This window comes from Streptomyces maremycinicus (assembly GCF_001184025.1).
Taxonomy (GTDB): domain Bacteria; phylum Actinomycetota; class Actinomycetes; order Streptomycetales; family Streptomycetaceae; genus Streptomyces; species Streptomyces maremycinicus.
In genome coordinates this window covers 325406-347558 of sequence record NZ_BBYG01000015.1, presented here as the reverse complement: position 1 = coordinate 347558, position 22153 = coordinate 325406, and the positions used below count along the sequence as shown (strand labels likewise).

Annotated in this window: 15 protein-coding genes; 8 read left to right on the top strand and 7 right to left on the bottom strand. The window is 73.4% G+C overall.

Annotation, left to right across the window (positions count from 1 at the left end):
• The first annotated feature begins 201 nt into the window (after window positions 1-201).
• Window positions 202-1182 carry an SMP-30/gluconolactonase/LRE family protein gene (locus AOQ37_RS22260; protein ID WP_062646361.1) on the top strand — a complete coding sequence of 327 codons (981 nt, stop codon included), beginning with the start codon at window positions 202-204 and terminating at the stop codon, window positions 1180-1182.
• Window positions 1183-1255: 73 nt separating this feature from the next.
• Here AOQ37_RS22260 and AOQ37_RS22255 read toward each other — a convergent pair whose 3' ends face one another.
• The 5 genes from AOQ37_RS22255 to AOQ37_RS22235 form a co-directional block, all read right to left on the bottom strand.
• Window positions 1256-1954, bottom strand: coding sequence for a LuxR C-terminal-related transcriptional regulator (locus AOQ37_RS22255; RefSeq protein ID WP_062646360.1), 699 nt, complete (start codon window positions 1952-1954; stop codon window positions 1256-1258).
• Window positions 1955-2244: 290 nt separating this feature from the next.
• Window positions 2245-3618 carry a D-alanyl-D-alanine carboxypeptidase/D-alanyl-D-alanine endopeptidase gene (gene dacB / locus AOQ37_RS22250; protein ID WP_062646359.1) on the bottom strand — a complete coding sequence of 458 codons (1374 nt, stop codon included), beginning with the start codon at window positions 3616-3618 and terminating at the stop codon, window positions 2245-2247.
• 146 nt (window positions 3619-3764) lie between these two features.
• Window positions 3765-5348, bottom strand: a complete 1584-nt coding sequence (locus tag AOQ37_RS22245) for a hypothetical protein (RefSeq protein ID WP_062646358.1) — start codon at window positions 5346-5348, stop codon at window positions 3765-3767.
• Window positions 5349-5631: 283 nt separating this feature from the next.
• Window positions 5632-6210 carry a hypothetical protein gene (locus tag AOQ37_RS22240; RefSeq protein ID WP_062646357.1) on the bottom strand — a complete coding sequence of 193 codons (579 nt, stop codon included), beginning with the start codon at window positions 6208-6210 and terminating at the stop codon, window positions 5632-5634.
• A 442-nt stretch (window positions 6211-6652) separates the two neighbouring features.
• Window positions 6653-7573, bottom strand: coding sequence for an alpha/beta fold hydrolase (locus AOQ37_RS22235; protein ID WP_062646356.1), 921 nt, complete (start codon window positions 7571-7573; stop codon window positions 6653-6655).
• Between the two features lie 225 nt (window positions 7574-7798).
• Between AOQ37_RS22235 and AOQ37_RS22230 the strand changes: the two genes are divergently transcribed.
• The 5 genes from AOQ37_RS22230 to AOQ37_RS22210 all read left to right on the top strand — a co-directional run bounded on the left by AOQ37_RS22230 (window position 7799) and on the right by AOQ37_RS22210 (window position 16148).
• On the top strand, window positions 7799-10999 hold the full coding sequence (locus tag AOQ37_RS22230) for an AfsR/SARP family transcriptional regulator (RefSeq protein ID WP_062646355.1): 3201 nt from the start codon (window positions 7799-7801) through the stop codon (window positions 10997-10999).
• 38 nt (window positions 11000-11037) lie between these two features.
• Complete coding sequence (locus tag AOQ37_RS22225; RefSeq protein WP_062646354.1) at window positions 11038-13140, top strand: AfsR/SARP family transcriptional regulator; 2103 nt, start codon at window positions 11038-11040, stop codon at window positions 13138-13140.
• A gap of 93 nt (window positions 13141-13233) precedes the next feature.
• Window positions 13234-14229, top strand: a complete 996-nt coding sequence (locus AOQ37_RS22220; protein WP_062646353.1) for a helix-turn-helix domain-containing protein — start codon at window positions 13234-13236, stop codon at window positions 14227-14229.
• A 216-nt stretch (window positions 14230-14445) separates the two neighbouring features.
• Window positions 14446-15414, top strand: a complete 969-nt coding sequence (locus AOQ37_RS22215) for an alpha/beta hydrolase (protein WP_062646352.1) — start codon at window positions 14446-14448, stop codon at window positions 15412-15414.
• A gap of 20 nt (window positions 15415-15434) precedes the next feature.
• Window positions 15435-16148 (top strand): alpha/beta fold hydrolase, encoded by a 714-nt coding sequence (locus AOQ37_RS22210; protein ID WP_062646351.1) that lies wholly within the window; start codon window positions 15435-15437, stop codon window positions 16146-16148.
• 55 nt (window positions 16149-16203) lie between these two features.
• Here AOQ37_RS22210 and AOQ37_RS22205 read toward each other — a convergent pair whose 3' ends face one another.
• A complete protein-coding gene (locus AOQ37_RS22205; protein ID WP_062646350.1) occupies window positions 16204-17145 on the bottom strand; it encodes a DUF1731 domain-containing protein in 942 nt (313 codons plus the stop codon).
• A 246-nt stretch (window positions 17146-17391) separates the two neighbouring features.
• Here AOQ37_RS22205 and AOQ37_RS22200 point away from each other — a divergent pair, with 246 nt between their 5' ends.
• The gene (locus AOQ37_RS22200; protein ID WP_062646576.1) at window positions 17392-19446 is read left to right on the top strand and encodes a galactose-binding domain-containing protein; all 2055 of its coding nucleotides are present in this window, start codon (window positions 17392-17394) and stop codon (window positions 19444-19446) included.
• A gap of 23 nt (window positions 19447-19469) precedes the next feature.
• The gene (locus tag AOQ37_RS22195) at window positions 19470-20090 is read left to right on the top strand and encodes a TetR/AcrR family transcriptional regulator (protein WP_062646349.1); all 621 of its coding nucleotides are present in this window, start codon (window positions 19470-19472) and stop codon (window positions 20088-20090) included.
• Here AOQ37_RS22195 and AOQ37_RS22190 read toward each other — a convergent pair.
• Window positions 20071-22137: a SpoIIE family protein phosphatase gene (locus tag AOQ37_RS22190; RefSeq protein ID WP_062646348.1), complete on the bottom strand. Its 2067-nt coding sequence runs from the start codon at window positions 22135-22137 to the stop codon at window positions 20071-20073. The genes AOQ37_RS22195 and AOQ37_RS22190 overlap by 20 nt on opposite strands.
• Between the last annotated feature and the right edge of the window lie 16 nt (window positions 22138-22153).

Here is a 22153-nt window from a genome sequence, read left to right as displayed (position 1 = left end):
CCGGGACGCTGTCCGAACCGGTGTCCGCACCGCACAGTCTGCTGCATCGCCCTGTCACCCGGGTGAGCGGCAGGAGGGTCCTTGCCCTGGGCCACGCGGGCGATTCCCCGGCCGCGACGGCTACGGCGGGCGCCCCGCCCCCGCCATGGTCGTCTGGCCGCCGCACGGCGGCACTCTCGACTTCCCCCCTAGGAAGGTCCCATGCCCCGAGTCCCCCGTTCGGCGGGCGTGATCACCGCCGCCCTCGCCCTGGGCCTGCTCGCCACGGCTCCCGCGACCGGTGACGTACCGGCCGTCTCCGCCCCGCGCGTCATCGCCCACTTCGATGTCGCCAAGGGCCGCTCACCCGAGAACATCGCCCTCGAACCCGACGGCTCCGCCGACCTGACGTTCTCCACCGCCCGGCAGGTCGCGAACGTCACCCGGCAGGGCCGGACGCGGATCCTCGCGACACTGCCCGCCGTGGCGAAGCCGCTGACACCCGTCGTCGGCAGGGCCGTCGTCCTCGGCATCGCCCGCGCACAGGACGGCACCCTGTACGTCAACTACGCCACCGGCACCCGCGCCACCGGGGTCTGGCGCATCCCGGCCGGCGGCGGCGAGCCCCGGCAGATCGCGCAGCTGCCGACGAACGGCTTCCCCAACGGCCTCGCCCTCGACGAGCGGCGCGGCGTGCTCTACGTGGCGGACTCCGTGCTGGGCACCGTGTGGCGCGTCCCGCGCACGGGCGGCAAGCCCACGGCGTGGGCCGGGGGTGACCTGCTCAAGCCCCTCAACGCACCGCCGGCGGCCCGCGTCGGGGTCAACGGCCTCAAGATCCACCGCGACGCCGTGTGGGTGTCCAACACCAACGCCGGGACGCTGCTGCGCATCCCCGTCCGCGAGAGCGGCTGCGCCGGCACGATCGAGACCCGGGCCAAGGGCCTCTTCGCGATCGACGACTTCGCCTTCGTCGACCGGCACCGCGACACGGTGCTCGCCGCCCTGACCGGCGGCAGTGAACTCGCCCAGGTCCGCCCGGACGGCACCCACCGGATCGTCCTGACCCGGAAGGACGGCCTGTCCAACCCCACCTCGGTGGCCGTACGCGGCCGCTCGGTCTACGTACCGAGCGCCGCGTACTTCACCCGGAGCGACCCCAACCTGCTCCTGGCCCGCGTGCACCAGCGCGACAGGGGCTAGGAGCGGGCACACCCGGCGGTCCCGTACCGGAAGGCGAGTACGGGGCCGCCGGGTGGGGGGGGCGGGGCGGTCGTCAGGCCGCCGGGTGGACCAGGCCGTATTCGTAGGCGAAGGCGACCGCCTGGACCCGGGCGCGGGCGCCGATCTTGGCGAGGATATGGCTGACGTGGGATTTCACGGTGGTCGGGGCGATGGACAGCCGGGCGGCGATCTCCGCGTTGGACCAGCCGGAGGCGACGGCGACGAGGACGTCGCGCTCGCGCTCGGTGAAGCTGTCGGGCCCCACCGTCCGTCCGCCCGGGCGCGGGGCGCGCTCGTGGCGGACGGTGTCGATGAGCGCGCGGGTCAGTTCGGGGGTGATGACGGCGTCGCCGGCCGCCACGACCCGGACGGCCGCGGTCAGTTCGTGCGCGGTGGCGTCCTTGAGCAGGAATCCGCCGGCGCCCGCGCGCAGGGCGGCGTAGGCGTGTTCCTCGTGACCTGTGGAGGTCAGCACCAGGATCCGCGGCGGCTGCCCGCCCGCTCCGGCGGGGCGGGGGAGCGCGGTGAGGTGCTGCGGGTGGGCGATGCGGCGGATGGTCTCGATGCCGTCCGTCTCGGGCCGGTGGCCGCCGAGCAGGACGACGTCGGGGCGGAGCGCCGCGCTCATCCGGACGGCTTCGGCCCCGCTCGCCGTGTCGCCCACGACGGTCAGATCGGGCTCGGCGGTCAGCAGCATGCGCAGGCCGACGCGTTGGAGGGGCTGGTCGTTGACGACGAGTACGGAGGCCATGGCTGTGTTCTCCAGGCGAGTGGGGGCATACGCCTCATGAACGAAACTGTTTCGTTCACTTGCTTGCCAGACTAGCCCGCGATCTCATCGAAACGGTAGCGTTTTCTCGTGGTGTGGGTCACATCCGACGGGGCCCGACATCGGGACGGACGACCCCCCCGCCGTACCGGAAAGGCCGGCCCCCGCCGTGCCGGAAAGGCCGGCCCCCGCCGTGCCGGAAAGGCCGGCCCCCGCCGTGCCGGAAAGGCCGGCCCGGGGGTGCCGGCCCTCCCGTCGGGCAGGGCTTCCCGCTACGCCCAGCAGCCGTTCACCGTGGCCGCGAGGCCGTCCATGGCGTCCTTGATGTCGTTCGGGGCGGCCGTGGAGTTGTTCTCCACGAAGGAGAAGACCTTCCACCTGCCGTCCTTGCCCTGCGTCAGACCGCTCAGGGCGATGGCTCCGGTGAGGGTGCCGGTCTTCGCGCGCACCTTGCCGACCGCGCACGAGGAGTTCACGTCGTCGAAGCGGCCCCATTCCGGGCCGAGCGTGCTCCCGGCCTCACCGGAGACGGGCAGCCCGTCGAGAAGGGAGCCCAGCGTGGCGGAGTACCTGGATTCCGTCAGCAGTTCGAGGATTTCCGCGAGGGTCGCGGCGGGAATGCGATTGGCCCGGGAAAGGCCGCTTCCGTCGTGGATCTCGAAGTGGTCGAGCGAGACGCCGTACCGATACCTGAGCACCTGACGGACGACTTCCGTGCCGCCCTCGAAGGTGGCCGGGCGGCCCGCGCCGAGCGCGGTCATCCGCAGCAGGGTCTCGGCGATGTCGTTGTCGCTGACCTTGATCATCTTGTGGACGATCTCCGACAACGGTGCCGACCGGTGCCGTGCCACCGGGACGTCGCCGGGGCGCGCCTGTGCGCGGGTGACGGTGCCAGCGACGGTGACGCCCGCCGCCGCGAGCTCCCGCCCGAAGGCCTGCCCGGCGTCGATGGCGGTGTCCTGGACCGCGTGCCCGTCGACGACCAGCGCGCGCACCGGGGCCACGGAGTCGGGGTAGTAGCCGGTGTTCCAGCCGTCGGCCAGGGCCGGTTCGGCGAAGAGGCTGTCGTCGACGGCGACCTTCACCGAGGTCACCCCGGCCGCCTCCAGCCCGGCGACCGCGGTCTTCGCCAGTGCGGCGAGGTCGGCGCCGGTCAGCGTGCGGTCGCCGCCGCCGACCAGGGTCAGGGTGCCGTCGCCGTAGACGGCCTTCGTGGTGAACCTGTGGTCCGCGCCGAGCACGGTCAGGGCGGCGGTGGCGGTGGCGAGCTTGGTGTTGGACGCCGGCATCAGCGCGGTCGCCCCGTTGTGGTCCCACAGTGTGGTGTCCGACGCGGAGTCGAGGACCACACCGCTGACCTGGGGGCCCAGCCGCGGGTCGAGGACACGGGCCTCGAGGTCGGCGATCATTCGCTGGTCGTCCGCGCCGGGCGTCCGGCCCGCCGTCACCCCCTCGGCCGTGGCGCCGATGCCCTTCTCGGCGGCGAACGCCGAGGGGGCGGCCAGGGCGGCCGAGGTGACGGGCAGGGCCAGGGCGAGCACGATCGCCCGCCGGACGCCGGTACCGCTCTGCCGGGCCTTGCGATGCCGGCGTCGACCGCCCGGCACAAGGGAATGCGCGCCTGATTCCGCCAGCATGTCGTTCATGGAGTATCTCAAGGCTTTCGTGTGGGGGCGCTGCGCGAGAGAATTCCGGCGCACCTTATCACCCGTCACATATGACTCACCGGGTCCGAAGTGAGTGGTCGACGGCCTTTCAGCGGGCGGAAATCCTCCGGGTATTCACCCGGAATTCAGAGGCCCGACCCCAAGCTCTCCGTCGTGTAGGCGCACTCCGTGTAGATGTAGCCCGACTCGAGCTTGGCGGTGTCCGAGGCGGGCGTGGCGGTGCTGTCGCCGTTCGGCTTGTGCAGGAAGTACGTGGTGCCGACCGGCAGGCTGATGGTGCGCTGCGGATAGTTCTTGCCGCTGTCGTTGCACGGCTCGAACGACGGGTTGATGGTGCTGCCGAAGGAGTACGCCTTGCAGCTGCCGCAGGCCTTGAGGGTGAAGCTGCCGGTGACCGGACCCGTGAAGAGGACCGTGACCGCGTCGGGGCTGTCGTTCTGCACGGTGACCGAGATGCTGCCGCCGGTACGGGTCGTCGGCAGCTTCTTGCCCGCGGCCGGCACGGTCTGGGCGATCTCCGCCGCTATGGCGATCTTCTTCGCCAGGCCGGCGTTCTTGGCGGTCTTGTGGGCGGAGGCGTACTCGGTCATGGTCGTCTGCGCCGACTCGAAGTCGCCGTCCCGGTACTGGTCCACACCGCAGGTGTACGTGCCGGTGTCGGCGCTGCCCGTGGCCCGCCGGCTGTCCTTGTCGAGCGCGGCGCCGATGTCCGCCTGGTCGGACTCCAGCGTGTCGATCTGGGTGCCGAGCGTCCGCAGCCGCTGGACCGCGGAGCAGGGTTCGGCCCCGTGCAGGTCCTTCTCGGTGCGCACGACCGCGGCGGCCACGGCGGGTTCCACCTTCGCGGCCTGCTCCGAGTCGGGGAACGTGGTCAGCAGTTCCCCGTAGTGCGAGGGCCAGTTGGCCTCGCCCGCCGTGAGCGCGGTCGACGCGCACTCGTACAGCGAGGTGGCGAGCCGGTCGTCGGGCCAGGTCCTCAGCGCCCCGAGGTCCGTCCCGGGCAGGCTCTTCGGGACCGTGCGCAGGTACTTGAGCGGTTCCACCGCCTCGCAGTAGTCGCCCTGCGCGTACGCGGCCCCGACCGTCGTGTAGTAGGCCTTCATCCGTGCGGGCACGCGCTCGGCCGCCCGTGAACCGGCGTGGTCGGACCTGAGGTCCGCGTAGACGTCCAGCGCCTCGCGGTAGTCGGCCCGGGCCGATCCGAACGGCTTGTCGGCGGCGGCCCGCACCAGCCGGTCGGCCTCGTCGAGCCGGTCCAGCAGCATCTGCTGGGTCGCCTCGTCCCGGGCGTCGTCGTACAGCACGACGCCCCCGGCCGGCACGACGAGCAGGAGCAGTCCGAGCCCGAGCGCGAGTGGCGCCTGCCGGAGTCCGGACAGCCGTGTGCGCAGACCGACGCGCGCGCCGTCCGCCGCCACCGCGACGAGGAACAGGACGTACAGCACGAGGGCGAAGCCCGGGACACCGTCCGGGTCGGCCGGCAGCGCCACGAACAGCAGGACCGCCGTGGCGACCCAGCACAGCACCATCAGGGCCCAGCGGCGCACCAGCGCGTAGCCCAGTCCCAGGCCGCTGAGGTTGAGCACGGCCACCGCGACCGCCCGAGCACCGTCCGCCGGCGCCGGCGGCGGGGCCGCGGGCATGGGCGGGACGTAGTAGAAGGTCTGGTGGTCGGTGTCGTTGTGTCTGCCGTACTGGTCCCCCGACATGGCGGCTCCCCCCGGTCAACTGCGCCCGCACGTCTACGATTTGTCAGTCTACGGGCGAAGGGGACGGGCCGACAGGGGCGTTGTGGTTCCTGCGTACGATCCCGGCCGCGCGCAGCTCGGCCGGGGCGGGCCGGCCGGGGCGGGCCGGAGGAGCAGTGACCCGGCCGGAGCGGGCCGGCGAGCAGTGACCGGGCTCGGTCGGGACGGGTGGGCGGACAGCAGGCCGGGCCGCCACAGGGGGCATGTGTGGCGGCCGCGGCTTCGCTATCGCGTCAGGCATGGGTCAGGCCACACCCCCCACCGTCTTCTTGCGGCGCAGGGCGTAGAGGCCGGTGCCGGCGACGGCGAGGACGCCGAGTCCGGCCGCGGTGGCCGAGGGGGTGGCGAGTCCGCCGCCACCGGTGTGCATGCCGCCGCTGGGCTTGTCGTGCTCCTTGCTCCAGCCGCCGGACTCCTCCTCCTTGCCGCCGTTCCAGGAGCCCTTGCCGTGCTCACCGCCGTTCTCGTCCTTGTCCTTGTACGTCTCGGGGTCGTACTTCGGGTCCTTGGCCGCGCCACCGTCGGTGTCGTTCAGCATGGCGAGGGCGCCGCCGCCGGTGTGCATGCCACCGTGCGGGGAGTCGTGGTCCTCCTTGCCGTGCTCCTCCTTGCCGTGCTCCTTGCCGTACGAGGAGTCCTCCTTGTCCTCCTTGCTGTACGAGGAGTCCTCCTTGTCGTGGTCCTCCTTGCTGTACGAGGAGCTGTCCTCCTTGCTCCAGGAGGAGTCGTGGTCCGTGTCACCGGCGGCGTAGGCGCCCGGGGCGCCGATGGCGAGGGCGGCCGAAGCCGCCGCGGTGGCCAGGATCATGCGAGCAGAACGCATCTGATGGTGTCCTTCCGTCACGACCGGGCAGCCGACACATCGTCAGCTGACACGACCCGGCCTGACGTGATCCACCGTCAGTCAGGGCGGCCCGCTCCACCACTCAAGGCGCTCACCCGGGTGAAACGGCCCGCCATCCCGGGGACTCCGCCCCGCCCGGTCACCCTGCCGCGGTTGATCACTCGGACGGAGCAGGGGTGAGACGATTCGCCGGGTGAACGGGGCCCGTCGTCCGCCCCTCTCCGAAGGGCGCCCCCGATCCTGATGCGGGCCCAGGGGCTCTCGGCGGCCTGGGCCCTCGGCGGACCTGGGCTGTTGGCACGGGCGGCCGACGACCCGCGGTGGGTCGGTCCCCGCACGTCATGGCTGGGCTCCGCTGCCAAGGTCCGGGGCGCGCCCATCGCGCCCACCGCGCCGGCCGCACCTGCCGGCGGGCGGTCGCTCACCCGCCGCTCACTCCTCGGCCCGCGGGCTCCGGGGAGCCTTCTTCCCGGGCCCCGGGCCCGTTCTCCGCCCGGTCCAGGACCGCGAGCAGGCGGGCGGCGAACTCCTGCGGGGACTCGACGGCTCCGAGGTGGCCGCCCGGGAACTCGGCCAGACGGGATCCCAGCAGCTCCGCGAGGCGTGCGGCCGGTCCGTACAAGGGGAGTTGGCGGCGGGAGTCCCGCCCGGCGGCCGGCACCAGCTTGTGGGCCACGGGCCGGAGCGCGGCGAGGTCGGGCACGGCCGAGGAGAACGGGCCGAGGACCCGGCCCAGGAAGACGGGCAGGTTGGCGTGCATCCGGCCGGCCATCTCCTGGATCCCGGGAGGCAGTTCCGTCGGCCGCGCGGGCGCCTGCCGTACCGCTCCGTCGGCCAGCCCCTCGCCGAGCCGGGCCATGGCGGCTTCGACGCCCTCGGTGCGGAAGGTCTCGCGGACGCCGGCGAACAGCGCCCGGTGCGGGGCGGGATCCTCCAGAAGCTCCAGCAGCGGCGGTTCGTGCGCGACCACCCGGCGCAGCCGCTCCGGATGCCGGGCGAGCAGCTCCACCGCGACGACGGCGCCCGAGCTGCACCCGAGCACGTCCGCCTCCTCGTCGGGGGAGAGCAGGTCCAGCAGCCGACGGGCGTCGTCGCTCCAGACCGCCACCCGTTCGTCGGCGCGGGGAGCGTCCGGCGGGCCGTCCAGGGGACTGCGGGACAGGCCGCGCGGGTCGTAGGAGACCACCGTGTGGCGGGTCGCCAGCTCCGGTGCCAGGCCCGCGTACAGTCCGGCGTCCCCGGCGCCGCCGGGGATGAGCAGCAGGACCGGCCCGCTGCCGAGCGTCTCGTAGTGGAGGGTGGCGCCGGGCACCGCCAGGGTGCCGGTCCGGATCGCGTTCAAGGCTCGCTCCAGTAGGTCGTCCGGGTCGTCCGGGTCGTCGTCCGTAGGGCGGGGCCTCGCGCCCTCCGTCGACTTCCTAGTATGCCTAGGTTTTCACCTGGCTCAACTAGGTTTCTGTTCGGGGTGCCGCTCGGACAGCCGGAACGCGCCATGCGTAACTCTGGGTAACCTCGCTCCTGTCGTACAGTCGAAGCGGGGGAGGAAGATCGGCGAGAGGGGGATGGCGTGCCGCTGGACCCGGTGCGGTTCGCCGTCCTGGGTGCCGTCCGGGTGTTCCGGGGGGACACGGAGCTCGAACCCGGAGGGCCGCAGGAACGTGCCTTCCTGGCCCTGCTGTTGGTCGGAGCGGGGCGGCCGGTCGCCATGGGCGAGATCGTCGACACGCTGTGGGGAGCGGCTCCGCCGCGCAGCGCGGTCAATGTCGTCCGACGCCATGTGGGTTCGCTGCGCCGGCTGCTGGAGCCGGGCCTCGCCGCCCGCGCCGAGGGGCGCTGGCTGGTGCGGGACGCCGGTGGATACCGACTGCTGACCGACGGTGACTCCTCCGACCTGCTGACGTTTCGCGCACTGCGCGAGGAAGCGCGGCGGATCGCGGACCGGTCACCCGCGCGGGCGCTGGAACTCCTCACCGAGGCACTGTCGTTGTGGCGCGGGCCGCTCGCCGTCGGCATTCCCGCGCAGGCCCGGGCGCACCCGGCCTTCGACGCGGTGGACCGCGAGCGGACGGCCGCCGTGCGGCAGGCGGCGGACGCCGCGCTGCGCGCCGGGCGGCCGGACGCGGTCCTGCCCGAGCTGCGGCAGGCTGCCGCACGGCACCCGCTGGACGAACCCCTCCAGGCGGGACTGCTCCTCGGGCTGGCGGCATCCGGCCACCGCGCGGAGGCCCTGGCCGCCTACGAGGCCGTACGGACGAGGCTCGCCGAGGAGCTGGGGATCGACCCCGGCGCGGAACTGCGCGCCGCACACGACGCGGTACTGCACGGGCTGAGGGCGGCGGGAGAGCAGGCGTCCGCGGGGCCGGACGGTGTCTGCGGGGGCGCGGGCCCCGGTGGTGTGTTCGGGGGAGTGGGCTCGGGCGGTGTGTCCGAGAGTGCCGGCTCGGACGGAGGGTCGGAGGGCTCGGCCTCGGGCGGTGTCTGCGGGGGTGCGGGCTCGCATGGTGTGACAGGGGGCGCGGGCCCCGGTGGTGTGTTCGGGGGAGTGGGCTCGGCCAGGGGGCCCGGGGAGTCGGGCGCGGACCGTGTCCCCGGGGGAGCGGGCTCGGGCGGTGTTCTCGAGGGAGCGGGTTCGGGCGGTCGTCCGGGGGTGTCCTTCGAGGTGCGGCCGCCGGCCGCCGGGGCGGGCGCAGCCGCACCGGATCGGTCGTCGGCTGCTCCGCCCTCCCTGCCGGTGCCTGCCCAACTGCCGCACGACATCGTGACGTTCACCGGTCGGGACACGGAGCTGGACGAGGCGTTCGCGCTGTCCGGCGCGGACGGGTCGCGGCCGGGGGCCGTGGTGATCAGCGCCATCGGCGGTATGGCGGGCGTCGGCAAGACCACCCTCGCGGTGCACTGGGCCCACCGGGTCGCCGACCGGTTCCCCGACGGGCAGCTCTACGTCAACCTGCGAGGCTTCGATCCGTCCGGCGCCGTCCTCGATCCCGGTGAGGCCGTGCGGGGGTTCCTCGGCGCGCTCGGGGTGCCGCCGGAACGCGTCCCGCACGGGGTGGACGCGCAGGCCGCCCTCTACCGCAGTGTGCTCGCCGGGCGCCGGGTCCTCGTCGTCCTGGACAACGCGCGGGACACCGAGCAGGTCGTACCGCTGCTGCCCGGCACGCCCGGCTGCCTCACCCTCGTCACCAGCCGCGACGAACTGCCGGGGCTGGTAGCCGCCCACGGTGCGCACTCCCTGGTCCTGAGTCCGTTCGACGCCGTCCAGGCGCGGGCCTTCCTGGTCCGACGGCTGGGCGCGGAGCGGGTCGCGGCCGAGCCCCGGGCGGCCGACGAGATCAGCGAGCTGTGCGCCGGACTGCCGCTCGCCCTGGCCTGTGTCGCCGCCCGCGCCGCCGGTCACCCCCACTTTCCGCTCGCCGCCGTCGCCGCCGAACTGCGCGAGGCCCACGGCAGCCTCGACGCCTTCGCCCGCTCCGACGCCTCCGTGGACGTCGGCACGGTCTTCTCCTGGTCCTCGCGCGCGGTCTCGGCCGAGGCCGCCCGGCTGTTCCGGCTGCTCGCCCTGCACCCCGGCCCCGACTTCTCGCTGCCGGCCGCGGCCGCTCTGGCGGGCCTGTCCGTACGCCGGGCCAGGCCGCCGCTGGCCGAGCTGACCGGTCTGCACCTCGTCACCGAGCACAGTCCCGGCCGCTACGCCTTCCACGACCTGGTGCGCGCCCACGCCGGCGAACTCGTCCACGAGCGGCACACCGAGGCCGACCGGGCGGCGGCCCTGGAGCGGCTGTACCACCACTACCTGCACACCGCCCACGCCGCCGACCGGCTGCTGGCCCCCAACGCCGACCCGCTGCCCCCGCCGCCCGCGCCCGAGGGCGTCCACCCCGAACCCCTCGCCGACGACGACCGCGCCCTGGCCTGGCTCAGCGCCGAACACGCGGTGCTGCTCGCCGTGGTCGAGACGGCCGCCGCGTCCGGGCAGCCCGTGCAGGAACGTCTCTCCTGTCAGCTGGCCTGGTCTCTGGAGCCGTTCTTCGACCGGCGCGGTCACTGGCACGACGGGTTCGCCGTGCAGCGCACCGCTCTCGACGCCGCCCGACGCCTCGCCGAACCCGCGCTGGAGGCCCGCGGCCTGCGGGGACTGGCCCGCGTGGAGGGCCGGCTCGGCCTGCACTCCCGGTCCGTACCCCGACTGGAACGGGCCCTGGAACTCTTCACCGAACTGGGCGACGACACGGGTCGCGCCCACACCCACCGCAGTCTCGGCTGGGAATGCGACCAGCGGGGCGACCTGGCCGGCGCCCTGCGCCACAACCAGTTCGCCCTCGGCCTGTTCCGCACGCTCGGCGACCGCGCCGCACAGGCCGGCGTGCTGAACTCGGTCGGCTGGTACCACGCCCTGCTCGGGGAGTACCGGCAGGCCCTGACGCACTGCTTCGAGGCACTCACCATGCTCCAGCGACTCGGCGACCGCTACGGACAGGCCGCCACCTGGGACAGCATCGCCTACGCCCACCACCACCTCGGCCGCCACCCGCACGCGCTCCTCGGCTACCACAACGCCCTCACCCTGCTGCGCGACCTGGGCGTGCCCTACCTCGAGGCCGACATCCTGGTCCGGGTCGGCGAGACGCACCGCGCCACCGGCGACCACGAGGGCGCCCGGACCGCCTGGGAGCAGGCCCTCGTCCTCTTCAGGGGCCTGAACCACCCCGACGCCGAGCGGGTCGAGGCACTGCTGAACGCACGGGACGGGCACGCCGGTGCCGTCTGACGCCCGGCTCGGCCCCGCGCACGCCGCCGGACGGCGACGTGGATGAGGTGACGCGGTTCGAGGTGCTGGGCCCGGTACGCGTGTGGCGCGGGGACGGGGAGCTCGATCCCGGCTTCCCCCAGCAACGCGCCCTGCTCGCCCTGCTCCTGGCGCACGCGGGCCGGTTCGTGCCGACGGGCGAGATCGTCGACGTGCTGTGGGCCCAACGGCCGCCCGCCAGCGCGCGCAACGTGGTCCGGCGGTACGCCGGCGCGTTGCGGCGGCTGCTCGAACCGGGGCTGCCGCCCCGCGCCCCCGGCCGGCGCCTGCCGCGCCGTACCGGCGGCTACCTCCTCGAGGCGGCGACCGACGAGGCCGATCTGCTGCGCTTCCGTGAACTGACCCGGCAGGGCAAGCGGGCGGCGGCCACCGGACGGGCCGAGACGGCGGCCCGGCAGTTCGTCCGGGCGCTGGAGGAGTGGCGTGGCCCGGTGGCGATGGGGATCCCGGCGTCCGCGCGCGCCCACGCCCAGTTCACCGCCGTCCAGGGGGAACTCCTCGAGACGGCACGGCTCGCGGCCGACGCGGCGCTGCTGTGCGGCCGGGCCGAGGACGCGCTGCCCGCCCTGCGCCGGGCCACCGCGCACGACCCCCTCGACGAGCCGCTGCACGCCAGGCTGGTGCTGGTCCTGGCCGCCTGCGGGCTCCAGGCGGAGGCGCTGGGCGCGTACGACGACGTCCGTCGCCGTCTCGCCCGCGACCTGGGCCTCACGCCGGGCACCGAACTGGCGGCGGCCCACACGCGGGTGCTGCGCCAGGACGTCGTACACCCACTGAGGAGCGGGCCCGTCGTCCACCTCGGCCGACCGATCCCGACCACGCGGCGAACCCCCTCTCCGCACTCCCCGACCCCGACCCCCGCCGCCCCCCTCCGGCCGATACCGGCCCCCGTCGCCCCAGCCACCCCCGGAACAACTCCCCCCGGAGCCACTGCCCCCGGAGCCACCGCGCGCGGAGCAACCGGCACCGGAGCACCCCGCCCTGAGGCTCCGGGAGCCCACCGCACCGGTGACACCACCCTCCACCGCACCGACGACACCACCCTCCACCGCACCGGCGACACCACCGTCCGCCGCGTCGGCGTGGGAGCCGTGCGGCCCGCCCAGTTGCCGTCGGCTCCCGCCTGCTTCGTGGGGCGGGCCGTCGAGTCGGAGTGGCTGGCGGGGGCGGCGCGCCCGGGCGGGATCGTGCTGCTCGGCGGGATGGCCGGGGTCGGCAAGACCGCTCTCGCGCTGCACTGGGCGCACCGGGCCACCGACCGTTTCCCGGACGGGCAGTTGTTCGTGGCGCTGCACGGCTCCGGCCCGGCCGGCCCCGCGCGGTCCGCCCGGGCCGCCGTGGAGCCGGCCGAGGCGCTGCGCGGGATGCTCGCGGCGCTCGGCGTGCCCGCCTCCCGCATGCCGGACGGGGTGGACGCCCTGACCGGCCTGTACCGCACCCTCCTCGCCCGTCGGCGCGTCCTCGTGGTGCTCGACGACGCCGTCGGCACCGGACAGCTGAGCCCGCTGCTGCCCACCGGGCGGGGCTGTCTCGCGCTGGTCACCAGCCGCCACGCGCTGCCCGGCCTGGTCGCGTCGGGTGCGCGGCCGCTCCGCCTCGCGCCGCCGTCCGCCGAGGACGCGTCGGCGTTGCTGGCCGGGCTGCTCGGGGAGGAGCGGACGGCCGCCGCGCCCCGGGCCGCCGAAGAGATCGTCGCCCGGTGCGGCAGGCTGCCCCTGGCGCTGACCACCGTCGCCGCGCGCGCCGTCGGCCGACCGGACCTCCCGCTCGCCGCCGTGGCCGCCGCACTGCGTGCGGCCGACGGCGGTCTCGACGCCCTCGACGCAGTCCGCGAGGCCCTCCTCGGTTCCTACCGGCTCCTGGCGCCGGACAGCGCGCGGCTGTTCCGGCTGCTGCCCCGGCACGCGGGACCCGAGATCACCCCGGCCGGGGCCGCCGCGCTCGCCGGGCTGACGGTCCGCCGGGCCCGGCTGCTGCTCGCGGCGCTCGCCGACGCCCACGTGCTCGACGAACCCGCGCCGGGCCGCTACGCCCTCCATGACCTGCTGCGGGTCTTCGCCCTGGAACGCGCCGCGACGGAGAGCCCGGCACACGGCCCGTGAAGAGCTTGTCACTTCGATGTCACTCTTTTTGCACATCCGCCGGACTACCGTCCGAACGACGTGATGGACGGTCCCCGGAGGCTACGGCGGAAGATGCCCACTACCAGCACCAGCACCTGTGACAGCGCCCGCACCCTCGACACGTCCGGCTACCGGACACCCCTGGGCGTCGAGATCACGACCGGCGAGGACACACCCGCCCGGCTGCCGGGCGAGGCCTCGCCGCATCCCGCGCACCGGCTGCTCGCCCGGGAGGGCGGCGAGTACCTCTTCGTCGGCCTGCGGGACGGCGACCGGCCCGGTGCCGCCGCCTGCCCGCCCGCCGCGGACGAGCCGTTCGACGGCCCCGGCCTGCGGCTGGCGCCCGGGGACGTCTGTTTCTACGATGTCCACCGCGCGCCCGCGCTCGACTTCCGCGAGCCGTTCCGGGCGACCACGTTCCTCGTCCCGGCCCACCTGCTGGGCCTGGCGGACTCCGATGTACGGCGGCTCGCACCGACACCGGTCACCCGGGCCTCCCGGCTCGGCGCCCTGCTGTCGCCGCTGCTGTCCGACCTGGCCCGCGCCACGGCCGAGGCCCGCCCGCCGGTCGGCGAGATGCTCGCCTGGAACGCGGTGAACCTCCTGGCGACCCTCGCCGCCGAGCAGTTGGGCACCGCGGCACCGGGGACGCCCGGAGCGGCGGGAGCGAACGCGGCCCACGGCAGGCCCGGGGCACCCAGCGATTCCGGCGCGCGTTCCCCGGTACTGGGGCGGGTCCTGGAGTACGTCGAACTGCACCTGACCGACCCGGATCTGTCCCCGGAAGTCATCGCGCGGGCCCACCACATCTCCGTGCGTTATCTGCACAAGCTGTTCAAGGACGAGGACACCACCGTGGGCCGGTGGATTCTGCGCCGCCGCCTGGAGGAGTGCCGGCGCGATCTGCTGCGGCACGGCCGCGGTGGCCGGACCATCGCGGCCGTGGCCGCCCGCTGGGGTTTCCTCAGCGCGACGCACTTCAGCCGGGTCTTCCGGTCCGCCTACGGCATGTCACCGCGGGAATGGCGGGACTCCGCGGGGCGTGGCGCGCGAAGCGCTCACCGCTGAATGCGGCCCGCTTTCCCGGCTGTTCACCATCGGTGACGCGATCGTATTCTCGAATTTCCACGCACGGCCCGGGGAATTCGATTCCGCGCGCACCGCTCAAGCGCTTTCTGTGCACTGTCAGCACAGCGTCGGTGCACGGGTGGACACATACGGTCCGCCCGGCGGAATTAGCGTGACGGAGCAAGACCACGCACATCGAATACAGCAGGAGATGTCATGTCCGACGTCGTCGAGCCGGTCACGCCGGTGCTCGAACCCGAGGCCGCGGCGTTCGCCGAGGCGACCGCCAACCCGCCGTACCTCTTCGACCTGCCGCCGGCGGAGGGGCGCAAGGCCGTCGACGAGGTCCAGTCCGGTGAGATCCACAAGCCCGCGGTCGACGAGGAGTGGGTCACCGTCTCCGGCGGTCCCACGGGCAGCGTCCGTGCGCGGATCGTCAAGCCGGCCGGTGCCGAGGGCACCCTGCCGGTCATCCTCTACATCCACGGCGCGGGCTGGGTGTTCGGCAACGCCCACACCCACGACCGGCTGGTGCGCGAGCTCGCCGTCGGTGCCGAGGCCGCGGTCGTCTTCCCCGAGTACGACCTCTCGCCCGAGGCCCGTTACCCGGTCGCCATCGAGCAGAACTTCGCGGTCGCCCGGTGGATCGTCGAGGAGGGCGCGTCCCAGGGCCTAGACGCCACGCGCATCGCCGTCGCCGGTGACTCCGTCGGCGGCAACATGACCGCCGCCCTCACCCTGATGGCCAAGGAGCGCGGCGGCGTCCCGCTGGTGCAGCAGGTGCTCTTCTACCCGGTCACCGACGCGAGCTTCGACACGGGCTCCTACCACCAGTTCGCCGAGGGCTACTTCCTGCGCCGCGACGGCATGCAGTGGTTCTGGGACCAGTACACGACCGACGAGGCCGAGCGCGCCCAGATCACCGCGTCCCCGCTGCGCGCCACCACCGAGCAGCTCGCGGACCTGCCCCCGGCCCTGGTCATCACCGGCGAGGCCGACGTGCTGCGCGACGAGGGCGAGGCCTACGCGAACAAGCTGCGCGCGGCCGGGGTCCCGGTCACCGCGGTGCGCTTCCAGGGCATCATCCACGACTTCGTGATGCTGAACGCGCTGCGCCCGACCTACGCCGCCGAGGCCGCCATCACGCTCGCCGTCGGCACCCTGCGCGACGCCCTGCACGCCTGATCTCCGGGAGACCTTTCCTCATGAGCACCCCCACCGTCGTCCTGGTCCACGGCGCGTTCGCGGACGCGGCCAGCTGGTCCGGCGTCATCTCCGAACTCCAGGGCCACGGCGTCCCCGTGATCGCCCCGCCGAACCCGCTGCGCGGTCTCGCCTCCGACGCGGCGTACGTCGCGTCCGTCGTCGCCCAGATCGACGGCCCCGTGATCCTCGTCGGCCACTCCTACGGCGGCGCCCTCATCACGGTGGCCGGCACCGCGGAGAACGTGGTCGGCCTCGTCTACGTCGCCGCCTACGCGCTGGCGGAGGGCGAGAGCCTCGGCGAGCTCCAGGGCCGCTTCCCGCTCTCCACGCTGGTCAGCAACCTCAAGCAGTGGACGTACCCGGTGCCGGGCGGCGAGCCGGCCGTCGAGGTCACCATCGCCGAGGACGCCTTCCCGTCGGTGTTCGCCGCCGATCTCCCCGCCGGCGTCACCAAGATCCTGGCCGCCTCCCAGCGCCCGCTGGCCGCCGCCGCGTTCGAGGAGACCGCCGCCGCGGCCGCCTGGCAGACCAAGCCGTCCTGGGCGCTGATCGCCGGTGCGGACGAGGCCATCAATCCCGAGGTCGAGCGCTTCGGCGCCCAGCGCGCCGGGGCCACGGTCGTCGAGATCGACGGCGCCTCGCACGCCGTCGCGGTGTCCCAGCCGAAGGCGGTCGCGGACCTGATCCTGGACGCCGTCCGCGCCGCGGGCTGACGCCTGCCGAGATCAGCCGCGCGGACGTGACCCCTGTGCACGTCCGCGCGGCCCGTCAGCGGCCTCGCACCCGTCGTACGAGGTCGTCGGCGGCCTCCGGCCACTCGGGGTGGTCGAAGGCGAAGCCCGCGTCGAGCAGCCGGCCGGGGACCACGCGCCGGCTCTTGAGGAGCAGTTCGGTGTCCGAGCGCAGGGCGAACGCGCCGATCTCCGCCATCCACCTCGTCGCGGGCAGGCCGACCGGGACCCGCCACGCGCCGCGCAGCGCGCGCATGAACGCGCGGTGGGGGAGAGGGGTCGGCGCGGCCAGGTTCACGGGTCCGGCGAGGTCGTCCCGACCGACGAGGAACTCCACCGCGCGGACGAAGTCGTGGTCGTGGATCCAGGACACGTACTGACGGCCGCCCGCCACCGGGCCGCCGAGGCCGAGCCGGGCGAGCCGCGACAGGACGTCGAACACCCCGCCCCGGTCGGGGCTCATCACCATCGCGGCCCGCAGGGCCACCTTGCGGGTGTTCGGGGTCTCGGCGATCTCCTGCTCCCGTTCCCAGGCGGTCGCGATGTCCACGCTCCGGCTCCAGTACTCGGGGACGCCGGTCTCGGCTCCGCCGAGCACGCCGGTGGCCTCGTCGTTGGGGGCGTCGAACCGGTGGGCGTAGACGGTGGCGGTGCTCATCTGGAGCCAGACCCGCGGCGGCCGCTGCGCCGCGGCGATCGCCCGGCCGACGACCCGGGCCGAGTCCACCCGTGAGTCCATCATCGCCCGCAGGTTGTCCGGGGTGTACCGGCAGCTGACGCTGCGGCCGGCCAGGCCGACCACGACGTCACTGCCGTCGATCACCTCGGTCCAGGGGCCGGGGGTGCGGCCGTCCCACAGGATCTCGCCGGGGCCGGCGGGGCTTCTGCTCAGCACCGCGACCTCGTGTCCGGCCGCGGTCAGCGCGCGGCGCAGCACGGTCCCCACCTGTCCGGTCCCACCGGGTAGCACGATCTTCACGCGAAAGACCCCCTCGTTGTCCGAAGGGGACCCTACTCCTTATTTGAACGTGTTCAAAACCTGGGTCTCCGTCTGGACGTCCGCGCTGAACCCCCATCAGGTCAAGCGTCCCGGACCCTTGACTCGGTCGGCATCTCTCGCGATCCTCGTCCCACTATCTTGCGCCGGTCATGACAAGTTCATGGGCGTTCAAAAAGCCCTCGTCGACCGCGCTTTCCCGCCGACCGAGGGACGTGGGCTGTGACCATGACCGGACGCCCGTACCGCAGACGCCGGGGCATCACCGTCGTCTCGCTGCTCCTCCTCGTGCTCGCCACGGCCCTCGGCCCCACCCCGAGCTCGGCGGCCGGCGCGGACTGGTGGACACCGAAGGCCAGGCCGGCCCCCGACTCCCGGATCGATGTCACCGGCGAGCCGTTCACCGGCACCGACGCGGCGGGCGATGTGCGCGGGTTCGTCGACGCGCACAACCACCTGTTCTCCGACGCGGCCTTCGGCGGCCGGCTCATCTGCGGCAAGGTGTTCTCCGAGGCCGGGGTCGCCGACGCGCTCAAGGACTGTCCCGAGCACTACCCCGACGGCTCGCTCGCGCTCTTCGACTACATCACCCACGGCGGCGACGGCAAGCACGATCCGGTCGGCTGGCCGAGCTTCGAGGACTGGCCCGCCTACGACTCGATGACCCATCAGGCGAACTACTACGCCTGGGTGGAGCGCGCCTGGCGCGGCGGGCAGCGGGTACTCGTCAACGACCTCGTCACCAACGGCATGATCTGCTCCGTCTACCCGTTCAAGGACCGCAGTTGTGACGAGATGACGTCGATCCGCCTCCAGGCGAAGCTGACGTACGACCTCCAGGCCTACATCGACAAGATGTACGGCGGCACCGGCAAGGGCTGGTTCCGGATCGTCCTGGACAGCACCCAGGCGCGCGAGGTGATCAAGCAGGGCAAGCTGGCGGTCGTCCTGGGCGTCGAGACCTCCGAACCGTTCGGCTGCAAGCAGATCCTCGACATCGCGCAGTGCGGTCAGGCCGACGTCGACAAGGGACTCGACGAGCTGTACGCGCTGGGCGTGCGCAGCATGTTCCTGTGCCACAAGTTCGACAACGCGCTGTGCGGCGTCCGCTTCGACGAGGGCGGCCTCGGCACGGCCATCAACGTCGGCCAGTTCCTGTCCACCGGCACCTTCTGGCAGACCGAGAAGTGCACCGGGCCGCAGCACGACAACCCGATCGGCACCGCCGCCTCCGCGGCGGAGGCGGACCTGCCGGCGGGCACGGAGGTCCCCTCGTACGACGCGGACGCCCGGTGCAACACCCGCGGGCTCACCGCCCTGGGCGAGTACGCCGTACGCGGCATGATGAAGCGCAAGATGATGCTCGAGATCGACCACATGAGCGTCAAGGCCACCGGCCGGGTGCTCGACATCTTCGAGGCAGCGGACTACCCCGGCGTGCTGTCCTCGCACAGCTGGATGGACCTGAACTGGACCGAGCGGGTCTACTCCCTCGGCGGCTTCGTCGCCCAGTACATGCACGGCTCCGCGGCGTTCGGCGCCGAGGCCGGGCGCACCGACGCGCTGCGTGAGAAGTACGGCGTGGGCTACGGCTTCGGCACCGACTTCAACGGCGTCGGCGACCACCCCGCCCCGCGCGGGGCCGACGCCCCGAACAAGGTCACCTACCCCTTCAAGAGTGTCGACGGCGGCTCCGTCATCGACCGCCAGACCGTCGGCACCCGCACCTTCGACTTCAACACCGACGGCGGCGCCGAGGTGGGTCTGGTCCCCGACTGGATCGAGGACATCCGGCTCGTCGCCGGCCAGGACGTGGTCGACGACCTCTTCCGGGGCGCCGAGTCCTACCTCGGCACCTGGGGCTCCACCGAGCGCCACCAGGCCTCGGTGAACCTCGCCGAGGGCCGTGCCGCCACAGCGAGTTCGGCCGAGTACAACCCGTTCACCAGCTACCGGCCCGGCCGGGCCGTGGACGGCGACGACGCCAGCCGCTGGGCCAGCGACTGGAGCGACGACCAGTGGTGGCAGGTCGACCTGGGATCCACCCACCTGGTCTCCCGGGTCACCCTCGACTGGGAGCGCGCCTACGGCACGTCGTACCGCGTCGAACTCTCCACCGACGGCACCCACTGGACGACCGCGTGGTCCACCACCTCCGGCGACGGCGGCCTGGACACGGCCGGATTCACCGGCACCCCCGCCCGCTGGGTCCGGGTGCACGGCCTGGACCGGGGCACGGACTGGGGATACTCGCTGTACGAAGTGGGCGTCCACAGCGCCTAGCAGTCGGCCACGGGGGGACACACATGGCACGGATGCCGTCGGCGCAGCGGCGCCTGCAGCTGACGGAAGCGGCGATCAGAGCGATGGCCCGGGACGGCGTCCCGAGGACGACCACCCGGTCCATCGCCGCCGAGGCCGGGGTGTCCCTGAGCGTCTTCCACTACTGCTTCGACTCCAAGCAGGCCCTCGTCGAGTCCGTCATCACGACGCTCACCGACCACTCGGTGAGCGTCGTGAAGGACGCGCTGCGGCCCAGGGCCACCCTCGAGGAGACCGTCCGGGCCGGCTTCCAGGCGTACTGGGACCACGTCCGCGCCCACCCCGACGAGCACATGCTGACCTACGAACTCACCCAGTACGCCCTGCGCGAGCCGGGATTCGAGCACCTGGCCCGGCGGCAGTACGCGTTGTACGGCGACGCCTACGCGGAACTCATCGAGCAGCTCCGCAGCGGCACGGACCTCCGGCTGCGCGTACCCGTCCCCGTGCTGGCCCGCTATCTCGCCGCCATGACCGACGGACTGACCCTCAACTACCTCGTGCTCGGCGACGCGGACGCCTGGACCGACATCCTCGACACGGTCACCGCCCACATCGCGGGGCTGGTCCTCGCCGACGAGCCCGCTACGGGGTCCGCGCGATGAGCAAAGCGACGTCGTCGTGGTCGTCGGGGTGGCGCAGGCCGTGGAGCAGCAGGTCGCAGATCTCCTCCAGGGCACGGCCGGGCTCGTCCAGGAAGCTGAGGAGGACGGCCAGGCGGTCGTCGATGGGGTGCAGACGGGTCTCCACCAGGCCGTCCGTGTACAGGACCAGCAGATCGCCGGGGGTGAGCTCGACCGTCGTGGTCTCGAAATCGACGCCGCCCACCCCGAGCGGGGCGCCGGGCGGCAGGTCGAGCAGCGTCGGAGCACGGCCGGGACCGGCCAGCGCGGGCGGCATGTGGCCCGCGTTCGCGATGCGGCACTGCCGGGTACGGGGGTCGTACACCGCGTACAGGCAGGTCACGATGTAGTGCTCCAGGTCGCAGGTGATCTTGTCCAGGTGCCGCAGCACGTCGCCGGGCTCGAGGTCGAGATCCGCGTAGGCGCAGGTCGCGGTGCGCAGCCGGCCCATGGTGGCGGCCGCGTCGATGCCGTTGCCCATGACGTCCCCGACGACCAGCGCGGTCTTGTCGTCGGTCAGCGGGATGACGTCGTACCAGTCGCCGCCGACCTCGCTGGTCGCCTGGGCGGGCTGGTATCGGGAGGCCAGTTCCAGACCGGTGTGCTGCGGCGCGTGGTCGGGCAGCAGACTGCGCTGGAGGGTGAGGGCGGTGTTGCGCACGCTCTGGAACCAGCGCGCGTTGTCGATCGCCACTGCGGCCCGGCCGGCCAGTTCACCGGCCAGGATGACGTCGTCCTCGTCGAACGGCAGCGGATTGCGGGTGCGCTTGAGGTCGAGGGCGCCGAGCACCTCCCCGTGGGCGATCAGCGGCACCGCGAGGTACGAGTGGACCCCGGCCCTGGCCAGCAGCGCGGCCCCCTCGGCGTCACGGGCGATCCGCGGGATGTCCTGCTCGCCGACGTGCCGCACCAGCACCGGCCGGCCGGTGTGCACACACAGGGTGACCAGACGGTCCCCGTCATAGGCGGCGACGTCCCCCGGCGGGTCGGCGGCCCGCAGCGCCACGGTCGGGTGGGCCGCCTTCAGCGCGAGGGCGCGGAACAGCTCCGCGCCGTTGTCCGGCCGGCGTGAGCGGCGGCAGGCCAGGGCGGAGTCGAGGATGTCCACGGCGACCACGTCGGCGAGCTGCGGGACCGCGATCTCGGCCAGCTCCCGCGCGGTCCGGTCCACCTCCAGCGAGGTGCCGACCCGGGTCGAGGCCTCCGCGATGAGGGCGAGGCGCCGCCGGGCCCGGTCGGCCTCCGCGGCGGCCCGGTGCCGTTCGGTGACGTCGACGACCGAGGCGGCCGCGCCCAGTACCCGCCCACCGGGATCCTCCAGACGGTAGAAGGAGAGGGACCAGGCGTGCTCGTGATCGGGGTCGGTCGGTGGGCGGCCCACGTGGTACTGGTCGAGCAGCGGGGTGCCGGTCGTGAGCACCTGCCGCAGGGCGGACTCGATGGTGTCGATGTCGGGAAGGGGCATCGCCTCCCGCAGACGACGCCCGACATGGTCCTCGGCGGGGATGCCGTCGATGCGTTCCAGCGCCGGGTTGACCAGGAGATAGCGCAGGTCCGGGTCCAGCAGGGCCAGCCCGATCGGCGACTGGCTGATCAGCCGCTCGCACAGCGCCAGATCGGTCTCGACGCGCTGGAGCAGATCGTGGTCGGCGGCGATGCCCAGGGCGTAGACGTCCCCGAGATCGTCCTGGAGCCGCATGTTGCGGAACTCCATCAGCCGGGTGCTGCCGTCCTTGTGCCGGATGGGGAAGGCACCGGCCCAGCTCCGGCCGGTCTCCAGCACATCCGCGAACAGCCGCACCACGGACTGGAGGTGCTCGGGGTGGATCAGCAGCCGCGCCGCGTACTTGCCGAGGGCCTCCTGCGCGGTGTAGCCGAAGAGATCCTCCGCCTGGGGGCTCCAGAACACGATGCGTCCGTCGATGTCGATGACCAGCGCGGACACGCTCAGCACGTCCAGCAGACCGGTGGGCGCGGGCGTGTCGGGGTGGTACGCGTCCCCGTCCGACCCGATGGGTTCGGCTGTCATCGCGGAGCCTCCTCCT

Bases quoted from the DNA above. Each gene is read 5' to 3' on its own strand.
- AOQ37_RS22260 (WP_062646361.1), top strand. From the start codon at position 202: ATGCCCCGAGTCCCCCGTTCGGCGGGCGTGATCACCGCCGCCCTCGCC.
- AOQ37_RS22255 (WP_062646360.1), bottom strand. From the start codon at position 1,954: ATGGCCTCCGTACTCGTCGTCAACGACCAGCCCCTCCAACGCGTCGGC.
- dacB (WP_062646359.1), bottom strand. From the start codon at position 3,618: ATGAACGACATGCTGGCGGAATCAGGCGCGCATTCCCTTGTGCCGGGC.
- AOQ37_RS22245 (WP_062646358.1), bottom strand. From the start codon at position 5,348: ATGTCGGGGGACCAGTACGGCAGACACAACGACACCGACCACCAGACC.
- AOQ37_RS22240 (WP_062646357.1), bottom strand. From the start codon at position 6,210: ATGCGTTCTGCTCGCATGATCCTGGCCACCGCGGCGGCTTCGGCCGCC.
- AOQ37_RS22220 (WP_062646353.1), top strand. From the start codon at position 13,234: ATGCCCACTACCAGCACCAGCACCTGTGACAGCGCCCGCACCCTCGAC.
- AOQ37_RS22215 (WP_062646352.1), top strand. From the start codon at position 14,446: ATGTCCGACGTCGTCGAGCCGGTCACGCCGGTGCTCGAACCCGAGGCC.
- AOQ37_RS22210 (WP_062646351.1), top strand. From the start codon at position 15,435: ATGAGCACCCCCACCGTCGTCCTGGTCCACGGCGCGTTCGCGGACGCG.
- AOQ37_RS22200 (WP_062646576.1), top strand. From the start codon at position 17,392: ATGACCGGACGCCCGTACCGCAGACGCCGGGGCATCACCGTCGTCTCG.
- AOQ37_RS22195 (WP_062646349.1), top strand. From the start codon at position 19,470: ATGGCACGGATGCCGTCGGCGCAGCGGCGCCTGCAGCTGACGGAAGCG.
- AOQ37_RS22190 (WP_062646348.1), bottom strand. From the start codon at position 22,137: ATGACAGCCGAACCCATCGGGTCGGACGGGGACGCGTACCACCCCGAC.